The sequence below is a fragment of the Methylocapsa aurea genome, assembly GCF_000746085.1.
GTDB classification, from domain to species: domain Bacteria; phylum Pseudomonadota; class Alphaproteobacteria; order Rhizobiales; family Beijerinckiaceae; genus Methylocapsa; species Methylocapsa aurea.
In genome coordinates, this window is sequence record NZ_KN050804.1 from 68,937 (window position 1) to 85,661 (window position 16,725).

The window sequence follows — 16,725 nt, forward strand, 5'->3', positions numbered from 1 at the left end:
TCCTTGCAATTTGGCTATCCCCGGTCCCGGAGGCGCCCCTTAAATTCCCAATAGCATTTTATTATATATCGCTCAATTCCTCGGCCCCACTCAATCCTGCGGAGCCCTGCCCTGCCCGGCCCGGCTTAGCCCGAAACAAGCGGGCGAGACGCCGAGGCGATTGACATCCGTCTCCCCCCTTGCGACGAAACAACGGCATGAATTCTCAAGATCCGGTCGCCCGGCGGCGAACCTTCGCCATCATTTCCCACCCCGACGCGGGCAAAACGACGCTCACCGAAAAGCTGCTGCTGTTCGGCGGCGCGATTCAGCTCGCCGGCGAAGTGCGCGCCAAGGCCAACCGGCGCCAGACCCGATCCGACTGGATGGGGATCGAGCGCGAGCGCGGGATCTCGGTCGTCACCTCGGTGATGACCTTCGAATATGGCGATTGCGTCTATAACCTGCTCGATACGCCGGGCCACGAGGACTTTTCGGAAGACACCTATCGCACCCTCACGGCGGTCGACAGCGCGATCATGGTGATCGACGCCGCCAAGGGCATCGAGGCCCGCACCCGCAAATTGTTCGAGGTCTGCCGCCTGCGCGATATTCCGATTCTGACCTTCATCAACAAGCTCGACCGTGAAACCCGCGACCCGTTCGATCTCCTCGACGAGATCGAAAAGACCCTTGCCCTCGATGTCGCGCCGATCACCTGGCCGCTCGGCAGCGGGCGCAGCTTCGCCGGCACCTATGACCTTGTGCGCAATGTCGTGCGCCGGCTCGATCGCGACACCGAGCCCGTCCCCGTCTCCGGGCCGGACGATCCGTTCATCAAGGGGCTGTTGAGCGCGGCCGATTTCGAGGCGACGCGGGAGCAGATAGAGCTGGCCCGGGGCGGGCTCAAAACCTTCGACCGCCAATCCTTTCTGGAAGGGCATCTGACGCCGGTGTTTTTCGGGAGCGCCCTGCGCAATTTCGGCGTCCGCGACCTGATCGACGCGCTGGCCGATTTCGCGCCGGCGCCGCATGGCTTGCAGGCGGCCTCCCGCAACGTCGATGCGCGCGAAGACAAGATGACCGGCTTCGTGTTCAAGATCCAGGCGAACATGGACCCGAACCATCGCGATCGGATCGCCTTCATGCGGGTCTGTTCGGGCAAATTGCGGCGCGGCATGAAGGCCAAGCTGGTGCGCACGGGCAAGAATATCGCGCTCAACGCGCCGCAATTCTTCTTCGCGCAGGATCGCCAATTGGCCGAGGAAGCCTATGCCGGCGATGTCGTCGGCATCCCCAACCATGGCACCTTGCGCATCGGCGACACTTTGACCGAGGGCGAGGAGCTTGTGTTTCGTGGCGTCCCAAGTTTTGCGCCGGAAATCCTCCGCCGGGTCAAAATCGGCGACGCGATGAAGGCGAAGAAGCTGCGCGAGGCGCTTGGCCAGATGGCCGAAGAAGGCGTCGTCCAGATTTTTCTTCCCAGCGACGGATCGAGCGCGATGGTCGGCGTCGTCGGCGCCTTGCAGCTCGACGTCTTGGCCGAGCGGCTCGACGCCGAATATGGATTGGGCGTCAGTTTCGAGACCAGCCGTTTCGAATCCTGCCGCTGGGTTGCGGCCAAGACCCAAGCCGATCTCGACAAATTCATCAAGGCGCATCCCTCGTCCATGGCCGCCGACCTTGACGGCGCGCCGGTCTTTCTCGCCGCCTCGGCCTGGGACCTGAAATATGAGCAGGACAAGTGGCCCGATGTCGTCTTTTCCGACATCAAGGATTACCAGAAGGCGGCGGCGTGAGGAGGCCTCACCGGCCGATGACCGGAACGCCGATCAGCACGGGATGCAGGAAGAGCATCGCGACATAGGCCAGCGTCCCCACCCCAAGCGCGATGGCGTCGGCCCGCGTGAATGATGCGAGGCGAGGCGCGCCAAAATCGCCGCGCTTCTTGAGGGCGATGCGGTCAAACACCGCCCAAACGAGAAACGACCCGAACAGCACCATGCCGCCAAGATCGCCATTGGCCAAGAGATGCGCCAGCGCCCAGATTTTGATGCCGACCAGCATGGGGTGGCGCAGCCAGCCGCGAATCTTGCCGGGCGCGGGATTCATGCAGGCCAATGCTACAAAGGAGAACCACATCAGCGAGAGGGCGATATGCCGCGTCCATGTCGGCGGGGCCCAAACCGGGATCATCCCCTCCGCCCGATAGCGGGAGAAGCCCCAGACGATAAGGGCGAAGCCGATGACCGCGGCCATCGAATAGGCGGCCTTGAACGCCCCGACGCCAAACCGCTCGATCAGGCCCGTCCGCGTCTCGCGAAAAGTCGTGAGACTATGGACGCCGAGAAAGACGATAATCCCCAAGATTAGAATAGACATGCTTCCCCCATGATTCTTCCGCGCAGAGAATGGCGCGAAGCTGGCAAGCGTCAGCATAGCACGGGTTCATGAAGGGCGTTTGGTTGGGGAAGGGGTTTGGGGTCGCTGATGCGCGTTCGCGTAGGTCCGACTTGCCCCGATTTCGTTGAAAAACTCAGCGGTTCAGCGCCACGGATCCCATCAGGCGCATTTTTGATGGCATGAATGGGCGACTCAGGTGCGGCGCGTTCGCCGCCTTGGTCCGGACTATGCCGCCATTGCTGCCGCTAGCGCGCTCGCAGGTCTCAATCTCGCGAGCCGCCGCAAGTTCGGCGCGGTCGCCGCGAGGAGGAATTCATCTTTGGCGCCGCATGGCCCCCCAAGCCGCAAGCGCCCGAGGCGAAGTATGCGCCTGAGATGGGGAAACAGCATCTCGATCTTTTTCCGGCGGCGACAAGCAGCCTCGCATTCGGGCGTCGAGGCGAGAACTCGAGCAACGTCGCGGGCGTCTTCGTGCAGATCACGCGGTAGCTCAGCCCCCGGGCTTCTGCCCGCTCCCCTGGCGCAGGAGCGTGGATTAGAACATGCGGTGCGTCATGACGCGGTTGCTATCCGAGCTGTTTTTCAAGGCGTCGTACGCGCGGGTCGCAAGGTCGCCGGAACGGAACCGTCGCTAGCAAGCTCTTAGAGCGTCGACGATGATGTCGATCGCCATGCGTTTCCTGTAGTCGGGATCGACAAAGCGAGCCTTGATGACGGAATCGCGACCGACGACAAAGGTCGCGGGAATTGGCAATATCCACGCATCGTTGCCTTGATAGGGAGCAATGTCCCATCCGGCGTTCTTCATAAATTTCTGCATCTCCTGGCCCACGAAAATCGCGAGATTAAGCGAAAGCGCATAGCCATTGTCGACGTCGGTCAGGATCGGAAAAGGCCTTGCCGCAGCATCCGATTTCAGCGCGGTCGTGAAATGCTGCAAGTCAGGCGTGATGGCGACGATCTGACCGCCTATCGGCTCGACATCGCATTGCGCTTGCGCCAGAGCACTTGTGTTGATCCGGCAATAGGGGCACCAGTGCCCCCGGTGAAAGGACAGCGCCACAGGCCCTTTGGCGAGCAGCGCTTCGAGGGCGACGAGACGCCCTTGGTCGTCCGGCAGCAAGAAGGGCGGCATCGGATCGCCGACAGCCGGAGCCGCAGCGCCGGAACCATTGAGATTGAGCCGCAAGACAAGCCGATCCACCGCTTCGGCAAACGCCGGGCTCGCCATGCGAACGGACTCCGCGAAAGATTCGAGACGGGCGCCGAGCGGCGCATCCAAGTCGCGCGCGCGCTCGAATGCCTCTTCGAGAATCTGGGAAAGCGTCAGTTCCTTCATTCGATGTCTTTCAACCGACAGCTCGGCGCGCCAGCTCTTCGGCAGGCGCATTGGCGCTGAAGACTATACGCCTGTCGTAAATTTGGATAGGGAGCGCATCACGCAGCAAACCAACCGGGGCGAACGCGTTGCGTTTCATCGCCCCGTCCATCCGCCGTCGATCGGCAGCTCTGCGCCTGTGATGGAGGCGCCCGCCGCGGTGCATAGGAAAGCGGTCAATGCGTCGATTTGCTCGGTCGTGACGAACTGTCGGCTCGGTTGCGCGTGCAGGAGCGCGTCCTTCACGACCAACTCTTCGGTGAGCCGCGCGCCCTGGCCGTTTCGGGTATCTGCTTTTGAACCAAAGGCGTCAGCATGTAGCCGGGACAGATTGCATTGACGGTGACGCCATGTTCGGCGACCTCGAGGGCGACCGATTTGGTCAAACCCGCGACGCCATGTTTGGCCGCAACATAGGCCGACTTGAATGGCGCGGCGACAAGAGCATGCGCCGAGGCGATATTGATGATGTGACCCCATTTGCGCGCCTTCATCTCCGGGACGACCGCGCGGATGGCGTGGAACGCGGCGGAAAGATTGATGGCTATGATGGCGTCCCATTTCGCGGGAGGAAAGGTCTCGATCGCCTCCACATGCTGGATGCCGGCATTGCTGACCAGGATGTCGACCTTGCCGAAGGTCTTGCGCGCCGCTTCAACCATTCCTTTGATGTCGCCCGGCATCGACATGTCGGCGGCCGAATAGATTGTCCTTGCGCCAAAGGATTGCTCCAGTTCGTTGTGGATCCGCGTGATCCCGGCGGCGTCTCCGAAGCCGTTGAGCACTACGTTTACGCCCGCCGACGCCAAGGCCTGGGCAATTCCCAGGCCGATGCCGCTGGTTGATCCGGTTACCATCGCTACCTTGCCGGCGAGTTCGCCGTGCGCCGGATCGGCGCACTCGGATTTGCTTATTGTGTTCACGGAGGAACTCCTATTGTGATCGCCCTCCGGGCCGGCGGCTCGGGCGTGTCGGGGTCCCGGCGTCAGCGCGTCGAGAGACCTGATATCCAACGACAAACGTAACGGCGGCGCGCGCGGGTGAATTAGCATTTGCGGCAGAGTTTGATAGCAGTAGGCTATGGTTTTGGGAGACGGCGGGGCGGGGCCACGAGCTCTAAACAAAGACGGGGGGGCGCCGATGGAAATGCACCAGGTTCGATACTTCCTCGCGGTGGCGCGCCTGCTCAACTTCACCCGCGCGGCGGAGGAGTGCAATGTTGCGCAGCCCTCGCTCACGCGCGCCATAAAGCAATTGGAGGAGGAACTCGGAGACGACCTCTTCCGGCGCGAGCGAAACCTTACGCATCTCACCGAATTCGGCCGGCGCATGACGCCATTTCTGCAACAATGCTACGACAGCGCCGCTGCCGCCAAAAGTCTCGCCTCCTCGCTGAGAAAGGGCGCCGTCGCGCCGCTGGCGCTCGCGATTTCGCACTCTGTCAGCCTGTCGCTGCTCGTCTCGCATCTCACCGAACTGAGCCGGGCCTTCGAGGGTCTCGAACTGCGCTTATTGCGAGGCGCCCGCGACGATATTGCCGGACAATTAAGAAAAGGCGAGGCGGACATTGCCGTCGCGGGGCCGTTGCTCGAATCCTGGGACCGGCTGGAATCCTGGCCTCTTTTTACCGAACGCGTCCATGTCGCGGTCAGCACGACTCATAGATTTGCGGGAAGAAACGCGATCGATCCAAGGGATTTCGCCGGCGAGCGCCTCATTGTCAGGACTTATTGCGAGGCGACAGAGGAGTTCGGCGACTTCTTAAAGTCCCGGCACGTATGTCCGAAGGTCTCGCACGAAATCGCTTCGGAACATGATTATCTTTTGCTGCTCGAGGCCGGTTTGGGCGCTGGTCTCATGCCCGAAAGCGCGGTGCGGTCGAACGGCCTTGCATGCATGCCGGTCAGGGGGCTCGACCTCAGTCGCAGAATCTCCGTGTATGCCGTGGCCGGACGGCAACGATCTGCGGCGGCCAGCACGTTCATGAAACTCCTCCGGGCCGCCGACTGGCCGACTCAAATCCGCAAGGCGCCATTGTCGCGTGTCGACGCGGCATAATCGGAGCCAGGTTCGCATCCGACCCGAGTCAATAGCGAACCGCTATCGACTTGGAAGCCATTTTGTATTTCAACTGAGGGGGCTCTTTCTCCATCCTCCGGCGCAAGGCGTCGCTGGATCGGAGGACCCAATGTTGAGCCGCAATAGTTTTCCACTTGCGCTTTCGCGATCGTAGCCGGGCTTGTTCTAGCCCGGCCGGATGCGATGTCCGCCGTCGCCGCGCCGGCCGGTGACAGCGTCGTAAAGGTCAAGAGCCGGTACGGAGTCGATGAAACGATCAGCCGGATCAAGGCGGATGTCGAGAAGAAGGGCATCAAGTTCTTCTCGGCGATCGATCAGGCGAAACTTGCCGCCGATGCGGGCATCAATCTTCGCCCGTCGACCCTGCTGACCTTCGGAAACCCACCCCTCGGCGTCCAGTTCCTGACGTCAAATCCGAACGCCGGGCTCGACTGGCCGGTTCGTCTTCTGGTGACGCAGGACGCTATGGGTCGCGTTTGGGTCGTCTATACGGATTTCGCCTGGATCGCGCGACGCCATCGCATTGCCGATCGGAACGATGCGTTCAAAATGGCGTCGAAGGTCATCGGATCGATCACATCGAGCGTTGCCTCTAAATGGGCCGTCGACTCGACGTCTGGGTAAAGGTGGTTCGGCAAACCAGCTTGCAACGCGTTCAGAGGCCCGAGGGGGCGACGGCCGTCGGTCGAGCGCCCCCTGACGCGGGCCATGCTTTTGGAGGCATTTCGATGACACAAGCGCATGCCATCAACGACGCAAGAAAGGATCCGGGCATCGCGGCCAACGACGGCGGGGCGCCGCAAAACATCTCCGATTGCGGTCAGATCGTCCTAGTGTTGCAGGGTGGCGGCGCCCTCGGCGCCTATCAGGCCGGCGTCTATCAAGCCCTGCATGAAGCTGGAATCGAACCAGACTGGGTGATCGGCACATCGATCGGCGCCATCAACGCAAGTCTGATCGCTGGCAACAAGCCCGAAAATCGCCTCGCGAGATTGGATGAGTTTTGGAGCCGAGTCGGACATAAGCCGGCGCTCGAAGCCATCGCAGGCCTGCCGTGGCTCGGCCGTGCCTTGCCGAACTGGATGACGCTGACGTCGGGAATACCGAGCTTTTTCAGACCCAACCCATTCGCTTTCCTTGGCCTTCATGCGCCGCTTTCCGCTGACGCGGCGGGGTATTATTCTACCGGTCCGCTAGAAGCGACGTTGACCGACCTTGTGGATTTCTCGCTTGTCCAAAGCGGTCCGACGCGGCTTACCGTCGGAGCGGCGAACGCGCAAACCAGCGAAATGCGCTATTTCGACAGCCGCGACACGAAATTGACGGCCCGTCATGTCATGGCTTCGGGAGCGTTGCCGCCGGCGTTTCCGGCGGTTCGCATCGACGGCGAGCTTTTTTGGGACGGTGGGATCTTGTCCAACACGCCTGTCGAGGCGGTGTTTGACGACACCCCGCGCCGCAACTCGCTTGTGTTCGCGGTCCACATCTGGAATCCGAGCGGACCGGAGCCGGAAACGATCTGGCAGGTTCTGAACCGCCAGAAGGACATCCAATATTCGAGCCGCGCCGTCAGCCACATCAAACGGCAAAAGCAAATTCACCGCTTGCGGCATATCATCGCCGAACTTGCCATGCGCTTGCCCGAGAGAGAACGCGACACCAACCTCGTGCGCGAAATGGCGGGTTATGGATGTCTAACCCGCATACATGTCGTCCGGCTCGTCGCCCCTCCGCTTGAAGGGGAAGACCATACCAAGGATATCGACTTCAGCCGTGCCGGCATCCGCTGTCGTTGGGCGGCGGGCTATGAAGATACGCGCCGGGTGCTCGCCGACGCGCCATGGGAAGGCGAGGTCAACCCGATCGAGGGCTTCTACCTCCACGAATGCCGCCCGGCGACAGCTCCGATGAAATGAACAGGCCAGGAGCGACAGCATCCTTCCTGCGACTCGTCAGAACCCCGCGAAGTCGCTGGTCCCGATCTCGCATCGTGCGGTGGCGCCATGATGCGACAATCGCGTCATTTAGCCATTCGCCTTAGACGTATGATTTGGAGCCATTCGCGCGGCGGCGGATTTTTCTTCTCACACTGCCCACGGCGAGCTGCAGACGCTTCCGATTTCTTCCGCTCCAATGGAATGGAAGAGGCGATTGCCTACGAATCGCGCGGTATCGGCATCGTTGAAGACCGGCACGCGCGCGACTGCTGTTGCTGGGCTTGGGGCTAGCCTAAGGACATAGCTCCCCCTTAGTTTCCGATGTTCATGCTGTGGCCCTCCGCCCGGCTCAAGAGCGCGTTGAGCTCATCGACAGGCACGAGCGCCATCCGCTTGCCATGCATCTCGACGATATGGAGATTCAAGGACCTGCCCTCGCTCAGCGGGACGTTCATGGACTTCTCAAAGCGCATCGCGTCCCTGCTGAAAGGCGTCGGCGTGGCGGCTTGAGCAAACGCGCTGGGCGCTGCGGCGAAGCCGATGGCGGCTGCGACTATGGCGGAGAAAAGAAGCTTGTTTTGCATGGTCGTTTCCTTGCTGTCTGATCGATCGCTTGGGCCGGAAACCTTATCGGCTCTGCCGAGACTGAAAATGCGCGGTCGACAGACAGAAGAGAAATATTCTTTGGCTTGGACTTTGATAGCGGCTGGCTATCGGCAGGCTCGCTCGGCGCATTGGCCGAGGTCGTGGCAATCGCTTTCGGACGCTCCTAAGCGCAAAGTCCGCATACCTCAGCAGGACCCCGACGGCCGCTCTTTCGGCTGTCTGCCCTATGCCGCCATAACCCGGTGGCTCGAGTCAATTTTCAGCCGCGATGTGAGAACCGCCGCCGCCGCAAGCACAAGAGCGATGCCGGAGACGCAGGCGGCGCAGCCGAACCGGTCGAAGATCACCCCCAGGACCGCCGTGCCGACGAGGCCTCCGCAAAAATAGCTCCCGAGATAGATGCCGCTCGCGGCGCCACGGTCTCTCGTCGCCGTGCGGCCGACGAATCCGGTTGCGGCCGCTTACGCGACAAATGTTCCTACGCCGATCAAAACCATGCCCGTGATGAAGGTCTCGAGATGTGGCGCCAGCACAAGCGGCAGGCCAAGCCCGGCGAGTCCAAGCGCGCCCCACATTGTCGGCCGCGTTTCCCAACGACCGACAGCGTTGCCAGCCAGCGGCGTTGTGACAATGGATGGCGCAAAGACAAGGTAGATGACGCCCACGGTCATCATGCCGACCGCGACCGGGGGGCGAACAAGCACGAAATTGATGTAGGTGAACGTTCCGATGAAGGCAAAGAGGATGCAGAAGCCGATCATGAAGCTCCTCGCTTACCGAGGCGGCGATGAAGACGTGACGCCGCAGGTCGCCAGCTTTCTCTCGCAATGGTTCGCGGATGGGCTCGTCACGCGATTGTCGATTCGAGATTGAACCCTGGACGTTCTCCGCGGCCGTTCAGGCTCATCGAATGAGCGGTCTCAGATGAATCCTGGTCAGGCAATCGACGACGCGGGCCCGTGGGGTCTTGCGGTGGCAAATTCGCATTGCCTGCGACATCAGGAGTCCCGGACCCGAGCGCCGAACCGTAGAGACCTACGATTAAGAGCTGGCGGTCGTTCGCCCCGCTTACCAAACTCGGACATATTGAGCTTGTTTTTAGCTGTTACGATTGCTACAAATGAAGAGAGTTTTATCAAATATGAATAGCGGCCCGTTTCGCCGAAGTTAAATTTATTGGCTATCAGCCTTACGGCGGCGACCGCACCGATGTTGTGGACGCGGAAGGGAACTTATTGATGTTGCGCAAGGCAATCCTGGTGCTGGGCACGCTCCTTTTCTCAGCTGGAACGGCCCTCGCGGCGACCACCACGACGACTTTCACCGTTCAGATGACGATCACCTCTTCCTGCATCATTAACAGCGCCTCGACGTTAAATTTCGGCTCCTCAGGCGTGCTTTCGGCGGCTGTCCCTGGGACTTCAACGATCCAGGTGCAATGCACAAATACAACTCCCTACACTATTGGGCTGGACGCCGGCACGGGAGCGGGCGCGACAGTCGCCGCGCGCAAGATGACCAATGGCGCAAACACCATCACCTATTCGCTCTATCAGGACAGCGGCCATACGACCGTCTGGGGCGAAACGATCGGCACGAATACGGTCGTCGGGACAGGTGACGGCTCTTCTATAAGCCATACTGTTTTTGGACTCGTTCCGGCGCAAACGACGCCCGCAGCCGCCGTTTATGCGGATACTATTACGGTCACGGTGACCTACTAAACTGCACCGGCCTGTTCTGGAGAACAATTGTGTCTGGGGCGAAACTTATCCTAGCTATCGCCATTTGGTTGTTCGTCGGCGCGCTTGCATATGCCGCGTCGCTACAAGTTCAACCCGCCTCGTTGGATGTATTGGCACCCGGAGCTGCCGCCACTCTCACTCTACGCAATGAGGGCCCAAGGCCCATCAATGTGCAAATCCGCGTCTTTCACTGGTCACAGATAGATGGCGAGGACCGTCTGGACCCAACGGAGGATGTTGTTGCTTCTCCGCCCGCCGTCACGCTCGAGCCGAACACCGATTATGTCGCCCGCGTCGTGCGGGTTGCAAAACAGCCGGTAGTCGCAGAGGAGGCCTACCGGCTGTACGTCGATGAGCTTCCAGAGGCGACGTCGTCCGCCGGAAGGACGATCAGATTGCTTGTGCGCCAATCTATTCCTGTCTTCTTCGCCGCGCCAGAACGATCGCCCGCGGCGGTCGAATGGTCGGTGCAAAAGCAAGCCGGACAAACGATTCTTTCCGCACGAAATAAAGGCGACTCGCGGCTTAGGATTTCGGCGTTGTCGTTGCGCGACAAAGGCGGCAAGACCATCTCATTCGGCAAGGGACTCGTCGGCTACGCGCTCGGCCATTCGACCATGCGATGGCCTGCGCCGCGAGGAAGTGGTGGATTGGCTTCGAGCGGATCAGCCGAGGTTTCCGGCCAGGGCAATGAGGGTCCAATTAAAGCCGTCGCTCCTATCCTCGCCGGCCGCTAAAAGCCGACCGCTCTAATCTTGTCTGGTTGTCGCGCTGTTGGCGGCAATGTCAAGAAAGGAACGTCCGGTGCGATAGTGGAAACGGCGATGCGCCGGATCGATGAACAGTTCGATCAACAACCCCAACGCGCGCACGGTTTCGCGTCGTGGATCGAGGCTGTGTTTGGACTCAGCGATGCGGGTCCCTCCAGACTGGCGCGCCTTTTGTCATTGCAAGCGAAACGTGGGTCGACGACCGTTGTTGCGGTTGCAATCTTGCTTGCGGCGATCCACCAGGTTCTGGCCGAGGACGCCTTTCAGCAACTTCAGCTCGAGGTCTTCATCAATGACGAACCGACCAAACTGATCGGCTCGTTCACGTCTGTCGACGGGCGTCGCCTCGGCGCGCGCGGCGAGGAGCTTGAAGAGATAGGGCTGAGCATCGGCGCGGCGAAAGTTAAGGACGGTTTCGTTGTCCTGGAAGAGATCGAGGGTTTGACCTACCGCTACGATGAGCCCGGACAGCGGATCTATCTGACGATAACTGACAGCTTGCGTAAAGGAACTATGTTAGACGCCTCTCCTCGTCGCGAGAAGCCGCCAGCGGCCGGGGCGACTTTTGGCGGCGTTCTCAACTACAACCTGTTGGGCGTCTCCAACGGCCGCTTCAACTGGAGCACATTCGGGTTTGCGGGTCTGACCGCGTCGCTTGACGCCCGGGCCTTTTCGCCGTTTGGCACGTTGAGTCAATCGGTCATCGCGCCCGCGATTGGCGCGGGCGTAAACGGCGGCAATGTATTGCGGCTTAATACCGACTTTACCTATTCCGACCAGAATACGCTGACGACCTACCGGGCGGGAGACGTCATCAACGGCGGCCTCGCCTGGACGAGGCCCATTCGCATCGGCGGCTTTCAGGCCCAGCGCAACTTCGGCCTTCGACCGGACCTGGTTACTGTCCCGCTTGCATCGGCGAGCGGCAGCGCGGCCGTCCCGTCGACTGTTGACCTATATATCAACAACCTGAAGACATTTTCGCATGACGTCGGCATAGGTCCCTATAGCATTACAAACATTCCAATCGTTACGGGCGGCGGCGAGGCGAGGATCGTCGTTCGCGATGCGGCAGGTCACGAGACCCAGAGCAGTCTGCCGTTCTACGCCTCGTCTAGCCTCCTCGCCCCTGGACTCTTCGACTTCTCACTTGAAGCCGGGTTTCCGCGATTCGGGTTCGGCACAACTCTCGACGCCTATATCGCCAAGCCTGTCGCGTCCGGGAGTTGGCGCCAGGGGATTTCCGATTGGCTGACGCTTGAGAGCCACGCCGAAGGCGGCGCGGGTCTCGCAAACGCCGGCATCGGCGCAGTCGCGAGCGTTGGAGGCTTCGGCGTCGCGTCCCTGGCGCTGGCGGGGAGCCGATCCAACTTCGGCGTCGGTTTGCAATCCTATGCTTCCGTCGAAACCAGGATCGGTCCGGTAAGCCTTACCGCCAGTTCGCAGATGAGTCATGGAGCCTATCAGGATCTCGCATCCCTGATGGGGCGATTTCAGAGCGGCGGGCTACAACGCGTCAAGACGCTCTTTGGCCTCTTGCAATATGATGTCGCCTTCGCCAACGCGACATCCTATCCGCCACTGTTCCTGAACTATGAACCGCCAAAGATGATTAACCGCCTTTCGGTCGGAACGCCTCTGCCATTTGACAATGGTAGTTTCAGTGCGAGCTACATTGATCTTCGCGAAGCAACCGGCAATACTTCCAGGATACTTTCAGCCTCCTATTCGCGACCGCTTGCGTTCGACGCGACGCTCAGCGCCACCGTGTTCACCGACTTCGGCGCCCGGAGAAACGCCGGCTTGTACTTCAGTCTGTCGGTCCCACTCGGCGATCAAGTAACCGCCGCCTCCGGATTTTCGACCGGACAGGGCGGTCGCAACGCGATCGTCGGCGCCCAGAAGCCGCTCGGTCAGGAGCCCGGCAGCTATGGCTGGCGCTTCGGCGCCGGAGAGGGGGGAAGCGCCGTAACGCAGGCGGCCGCGTCCTATCGTTCGCCCTATGGATGGGCCGAGGCCGGGGTCGTTCGCAATCGGCGTGGATCGACCAGCGCCACAGCTCAAATCGACGGAGCGATCGCAACGACGGGTTCGGACATACTTTTCACCAATCGCATCGACGACAGTTTCGCGGTAGTGGAGACCGGCGCGCCCAACGTTGCGGTTCTCTACGAAAACCGTCCCGTCGGCTCAACCGATTCCGCAGGCCGGCTCGTCCTGCCGAATTTGCGCTCCTATCAAAGCAACAAGATCGCGATTGATCCCCGTAATTTGCCGGTGAACGCCGATGTCGCGTCCACTCAGACTGTTGTGGCGCCCGCCGGCCGGGCCGGAGTACGTGTGAATTTTGGCGTTGAGACCAACAATAACGTCGCGATTCTTGTTCTGTCCACACCGGACGGCAAGCCGATCCCCGCAGGATCGCAAGGCGAGATCGACGGCGGCCAGGCGTTCGTCGTCGGGTATGACGGCCGCGCCTATGTCAAGGGACTCGCGCGCGAGAATGCGCTCGTCGTCAAAACGGTCTCGGGGACATGTCGGGCGTCATTCAGCTATGCGGGCGCCGCAAATGAGCAGGCCGTGATTCCAGTCACATGCAGGTAAATGATGCGTCGTGTCGAGCTCAGTGAGCCAGATCATATTAGGACCTTAGCTATGCAGAGGAAGACATTTTTTCACCCGATCGCCGCGACGATTGCGGGCATTTTCCTGTGCCTTTGCACTCTCTTATCCGCTGCACACGCGCAAACCTGCGGTTTTTCTGTCACCAACGTGTCGTTCGGGTCCGTGGATGTGACCGCCAACAGCGTGGTCGACACGACGGCGACCGTATCGATCACCTGCAACGGGCTTGGCGTGGCGTTGCGCGTGTGCGTCAACATTGGGGCCGGCAGCGGCGGAGGTTCGTCAGCCACGCATCGCTTGATGACATCTGGATCGAACAACCTGATCTATGGCCTCTACAGCGACGCCGCGCGAACCGCGCCCTGGGGTTCGGATTTTTGGGCTGGGGGCGGCGCGGCGCCCGTGACGGTAATTTTTCCTCTGTTCATCGGTAGCTCTACCCAGACCGTGACCATGTATGGCAGGGTTTTTGCCGGACAACAGACCGTCCCGGCTGGATCCTATCTCAGTTCGTTTAGTTCCCTCGACGCCGATATCAAGTACGGACTGCTCTCGATTCTCAGCTGCAATCTGTTGACAGCGGATGCGACGACGAGTTTCAATGTCTCGGCGACCGTTCCATCGGCTTGCAGCGTTTCGGCGAGCAACCTCAACTTCGGTTCCGCCGGCGTGTTGGCGTCGGATGTCGACGCCACAGGGACGCTGTCCGTCACATGTACGAACGCCGCGCCCTACACATTGGGACTTTCGGCCGGCGCAAAGGTTGGCGCGACGACCTCGTCTCGCGGCATGACAGGGCCAAGCGGCGGAATTATCAATTATGCCCTGTATCAAAACGCGGCGCGGACGCTGAACTGGGGCAATTCTCCTGGTGTCGACACCGTTGCCGGCACGGGCGCCGGGCTAACGCAATCCGTTTCCGTCTTTGGACGGGTTCCAGCACAAACGACTCCGGTTGCGGGAACCTACACGGATACGATCGTCGTGACCGTGACCTATTAGATCTGAATGAGTTCCGGTTCGCTTGGCGATATTGGCACGTTCCCGCCGCACATCGTGGACGCTATCTCCGTCGTGGACATGTATCGGCCGGCGCGAAGGCCGCCAACCATTCGGCAATGACTCCGAAGCCCACGACGGCAGCTATCAAAAAGGCGCGGTCCCGGGACCCTCGGCGACCAAGCGGCGGCGGAGAGCGTAAGACGGCGTCAACTCATCCTCGCCGGATCGAGTTTCGCGGCGGCCTTCCACTGGGCCGCCATTGGAGTCGCGCCGTCCATCGCTCCAATATCCTCGAGCCGATGCTTCAACGTCGATAAATCGAGCGTCTCGATATCCAAATTGACAAAGGCGCTGATCCGCGCCCCGAGACGACGGTAGGCTTCCATAAAGGCGGCGCGCTTTTCGGCGTCGGTCCCATTAACCGCCGCCGGGTCGGGAATTCCCCAATGGGCGACCAGGGGATGACCTGGCCAAAACGGACAGGACTCGCCTGCCGCGGAGTCGCAAACGGTAATGATGAAGTCCATTTTCGGCGCGCCCTGGGCAGCGAATTCGTTCCAGCTCTTTGAGCGAAAGCCGTCCGTGTCGTAGCCAAGGTCTTTCAAGAGAATAAGCGCGTGCGGATTGGGAACATCCCGGGGCTGGCTTCCCGCCGAAAAAGCTCGGATGCGACCGGCGCCCTCGCGATTTAAGATGGCTTCCGCCATAATCGAGCGCGCCGAATTTCCTGTGCAAAGGATGAGAACGTTATAGATCGTTTGAGACATGAAGCTCTCGCGTTTGGCCGGGAATGGAAGCGCCGCGCCCGTCAAGGCGGAGACGTCGCAAGGTTGTTGCGTCATGCGACAGCAATCCTCCAGGAGAAATGCGCTGAGTTGCAGAGCGCGATTGCGATTCGCGGCATAGATGATCGATCGGCCCTCGCGACGCGACAGAACGAGCCCGGCCTGTTCGAGCAGAGTTAGATGGGTCGAAAGCGTGTTGTGAGGGACAGCTAACAGCCGCGCGACGTCGCCTGCGGCGAGCCCATAGGGGAGATATCGCACCAGAAGACGGAAAATCTCAAGACGCGAGGGTTGCGAGAGCGCGGATAGGATTTTGACCGCGTCAGACGCCTCGAATCGATTCTGCATCGGATCGATTTGCGCGGTTGGGGAGAGCGACGATTTCATTGGGTTCTCAACTGGTGGCCCCAGGTCAAGGCGCAGGCCTCTTCGGCAGAAGGTCAGAACGCTTCAAGCGCTGTTTTTGGCGGGGATGACTTTGCCAATGTCGTCCAAACGCCTTTGCAACGAAAGCTTGTCGAGGCTTTTCAAAGGCAAGGCGCAGAATATGGAGATGCGATTTGCGAGCATTCGGAACGTATCCGCGAACGCGAGATGTTTGAAAGCTTCATCCCCTTCCACGGCGGCTGGATCGGGAAGCCCCCAATGCGCCGTCATCGGCTGCCCCGGCCAGTAGGGGCATTCCTCCGCGGCTGCGTCGTCGCAGACGGTAAAGACGAAATCGAGAGGCGGCGCGTCCGGGCCGGCGAATTCGTCCCAACTCTTTGAGCGCAGGCCGTCCGCCGTATAGCCGGCCTTCTGCAGGGTCGCGAGCGTGTAGAGGTTGATCTCGCTCTTTGGGTGCGAGCCCGCGCTAAAGGCCTTGAACTTGCCGGCTCCAAGCCGATTTAGGATAGCTTCGGCCATGATTGATCGGGCCGAATTGCCGGTGCACAGAAAGAGCACGTTGAGAAGTTTTTCCGTCCCCACCTCCGCCTCCATTGCGCTGGCTATTTTCAATATGTCTGCGATACTCGACATATCGAAAATAGGCAAGAAGAAGATGTCAAGGTTTTGGCGGCCACGGGCTAAAGTCTGGATTTGCTCGCGCAAGGCCGCCCGACCTGTGGCAGGGGAACGATCGACGGGGAGATCGACCACCTCCGCCTGCGCGGGCCTGTCCGGATCAAACCCGGAACGTTTGGCTCCGCGAAGGAGGATGGCCGGTGGCATGCCGGTCTCGCCGGATGATCCGGTGTAATTCCTAAGCGATTCGTCGCGCTGAGCGGGACCCTTCGGGCATGACTTGGCGGAGCAGCCAGCGAAGGACATCGCTTTTTTGTCAACACGTCAGTTGAATGGGCCTGATGCTCGATCGTTCATCGGGTCAACAACAGGCGTGCTCTTTGATCGCGACACGAGGCTTGTCCGAGTGAC

The 16,725-nt window shown here is 60.6% G+C and carries 13 protein-coding genes and 3 pseudogenes; 8 read left to right on the top strand and 8 right to left on the bottom strand.

All coding sequences use genetic code 11. The features are described 5' to 3' along the window. Positions 1-197: 197 nt before the first annotated feature. Positions 198-1,778 carry a peptide chain release factor 3 gene (locus DL86_RS15480; RefSeq protein ID WP_036263367.1) on the top strand — a complete coding sequence of 527 codons (1,581 nt, stop codon included), beginning with the start codon at positions 198-200 and terminating at the stop codon, positions 1,776-1,778. A 7-nt stretch (positions 1,779-1,785) separates the two neighbouring features. On the opposite strand, the gene DL86_RS15485 is transcribed toward DL86_RS15480, so the two are convergent. The 4 genes and pseudogenes from DL86_RS15485 to DL86_RS15500 all read right to left on the bottom strand — a co-directional run bounded on the left by DL86_RS15485 (position 1,786) and on the right by DL86_RS15500 (position 4,617). Next, a complete protein-coding gene (locus tag DL86_RS15485) occupies positions 1,786-2,361 on the bottom strand; it encodes an NnrU family protein (RefSeq protein WP_036263865.1) in 576 nt (191 codons plus the stop codon). Between the two features lie 246 nt (positions 2,362-2,607). Beyond that, positions 2,608-2,928 (bottom strand): annotated as a pseudogene (locus DL86_RS20605) (transposase); the annotation flags it as partial. An 85-nt stretch (positions 2,929-3,013) separates the two neighbouring features. Continuing rightward, positions 3,014-3,721, bottom strand: a complete 708-nt coding sequence (locus tag DL86_RS15495; protein WP_036263867.1) for a peroxiredoxin-like family protein — start codon at positions 3,719-3,721, stop codon at positions 3,014-3,016. A gap of 135 nt (positions 3,722-3,856) precedes the next feature. After that, positions 3,857-4,617 (bottom strand): annotated as a pseudogene (locus DL86_RS15500) (3-hydroxybutyrate dehydrogenase). 289 nt (positions 4,618-4,906) lie between these two features. On the opposite strand from DL86_RS15500, the gene DL86_RS15505 reads away from it, so the two are divergent. From DL86_RS15505 to DL86_RS15515, 3 genes are all read left to right on the top strand, one after another. Next, positions 4,907-5,818: a LysR family transcriptional regulator gene (locus DL86_RS15505; RefSeq protein WP_342585874.1), complete on the top strand. Its 912-nt coding sequence runs from the start codon at positions 4,907-4,909 to the stop codon at positions 5,816-5,818. 204 nt (positions 5,819-6,022) lie between these two features. Next, the gene (locus DL86_RS15510; protein ID WP_084572963.1) at positions 6,023-6,463 is read left to right on the top strand and encodes a DUF302 domain-containing protein; all 441 of its coding nucleotides are present in this window, start codon (positions 6,023-6,025) and stop codon (positions 6,461-6,463) included. Positions 6,464-6,567: 104 nt separating this feature from the next. After that, positions 6,568-7,755 (top strand): patatin-like phospholipase family protein, encoded by a 1,188-nt coding sequence (locus tag DL86_RS15515; protein ID WP_084572964.1) that lies wholly within the window; start codon positions 6,568-6,570, stop codon positions 7,753-7,755. 332 nt (positions 7,756-8,087) lie between these two features. Here the strand turns inward: DL86_RS15515 and DL86_RS15520 are convergent, their stop codons facing one another. Both DL86_RS15520 and DL86_RS20610 read right to left on the bottom strand, forming a co-directional pair. Next, the gene (locus DL86_RS15520) at positions 8,088-8,360 is read right to left on the bottom strand and encodes a hypothetical protein (protein WP_036263373.1); all 273 of its coding nucleotides are present in this window, start codon (positions 8,358-8,360) and stop codon (positions 8,088-8,090) included. 246 nt (positions 8,361-8,606) lie between these two features. Continuing rightward, positions 8,607-9,149 (bottom strand): annotated as a pseudogene (locus DL86_RS20610) (MFS transporter); the annotation flags it as partial. Positions 9,150-9,620: 471 nt separating this feature from the next. Between DL86_RS20610 and DL86_RS15530 the strand changes: the two are divergent. The 4 genes from DL86_RS15530 (at position 9,621) to DL86_RS15545 (ending at position 14,524) form a co-directional block, all read left to right on the top strand. Further along, a complete protein-coding gene (locus tag DL86_RS15530; RefSeq protein WP_036263873.1) occupies positions 9,621-10,106 on the top strand; it encodes a Csu type fimbrial protein in 486 nt (161 codons plus the stop codon). Positions 10,107-10,135: 29 nt separating this feature from the next. Then, positions 10,136-10,864 (top strand): fimbrial biogenesis chaperone, encoded by a 729-nt coding sequence (locus tag DL86_RS15535; protein ID WP_202899219.1) that lies wholly within the window; start codon positions 10,136-10,138, stop codon positions 10,862-10,864. A gap of 87 nt (positions 10,865-10,951) precedes the next feature. Beyond that, positions 10,952-13,501 carry a fimbria/pilus outer membrane usher protein gene (locus tag DL86_RS15540; protein WP_156964705.1) on the top strand — a complete coding sequence of 850 codons (2,550 nt, stop codon included), beginning with the start codon at positions 10,952-10,954 and terminating at the stop codon, positions 13,499-13,501. A 51-nt stretch (positions 13,502-13,552) separates the two neighbouring features. Continuing rightward, positions 13,553-14,524 carry a Csu type fimbrial protein gene (locus DL86_RS15545; protein WP_162180449.1) on the top strand — a complete coding sequence of 324 codons (972 nt, stop codon included), beginning with the start codon at positions 13,553-13,555 and terminating at the stop codon, positions 14,522-14,524. A gap of 206 nt (positions 14,525-14,730) precedes the next feature. Here the strand turns inward: DL86_RS15545 and DL86_RS15550 are convergent, their stop codons facing one another. Together DL86_RS15550 and DL86_RS15555 are read right to left on the bottom strand one after the other, a co-directional pair. Then, entirely contained in the window at positions 14,731-15,696 is a 966-nt protein-coding gene (locus DL86_RS15550) for a metalloregulator ArsR/SmtB family transcription factor (protein WP_051953568.1), read from the bottom strand. Positions 15,697-15,759: 63 nt separating this feature from the next. Then, positions 15,760-16,278 carry an arsenate reductase ArsC gene (locus DL86_RS15555; protein ID WP_425348927.1) on the bottom strand — a complete coding sequence of 173 codons (519 nt, stop codon included), beginning with the start codon at positions 16,276-16,278 and terminating at the stop codon, positions 15,760-15,762. Between the last annotated feature and the right edge of the window lie 447 nt (positions 16,279-16,725).

Excerpts from the sequence above, each read along its gene's own strand:
- DL86_RS15515 (WP_084572964.1), top strand. The coding sequence starts at position 6,568 with ATGACACAAGCGCATGCCATCAACGACGCAAGAAAGGATCCGGGCATC.
- DL86_RS15520 (WP_036263373.1), bottom strand. The coding sequence starts at position 8,360 with ATGCAAAACAAGCTTCTTTTCTCCGCCATAGTCGCAGCCGCCATCGGC.
- DL86_RS15495 (WP_036263867.1), bottom strand. The coding sequence starts at position 3,721 with ATGAAGGAACTGACGCTTTCCCAGATTCTCGAAGAGGCATTCGAGCGC.
- DL86_RS15550 (WP_051953568.1), bottom strand. The coding sequence starts at position 15,696 with ATGAAATCGTCGCTCTCCCCAACCGCGCAAATCGATCCGATGCAGAAT.
- DL86_RS15540 (WP_156964705.1), top strand. The coding sequence starts at position 10,952 with ATGCGCCGGATCGATGAACAGTTCGATCAACAACCCCAACGCGCGCAC.
- DL86_RS15545 (WP_162180449.1), top strand. The coding sequence starts at position 13,553 with ATGCAGAGGAAGACATTTTTTCACCCGATCGCCGCGACGATTGCGGGC.
- DL86_RS15485 (WP_036263865.1), bottom strand. The coding sequence starts at position 2,361 with ATGTCTATTCTAATCTTGGGGATTATCGTCTTTCTCGGCGTCCATAGT.
- DL86_RS15510 (WP_084572963.1), top strand. The coding sequence starts at position 6,023 with ATGTCCGCCGTCGCCGCGCCGGCCGGTGACAGCGTCGTAAAGGTCAAG.
- DL86_RS15480 (WP_036263367.1), top strand. The coding sequence starts at position 198 with ATGAATTCTCAAGATCCGGTCGCCCGGCGGCGAACCTTCGCCATCATT.
- DL86_RS15505 (WP_342585874.1), top strand. The coding sequence starts at position 4,907 with ATGCACCAGGTTCGATACTTCCTCGCGGTGGCGCGCCTGCTCAACTTC.
- DL86_RS15530 (WP_036263873.1), top strand. The coding sequence starts at position 9,621 with ATGTTGCGCAAGGCAATCCTGGTGCTGGGCACGCTCCTTTTCTCAGCT.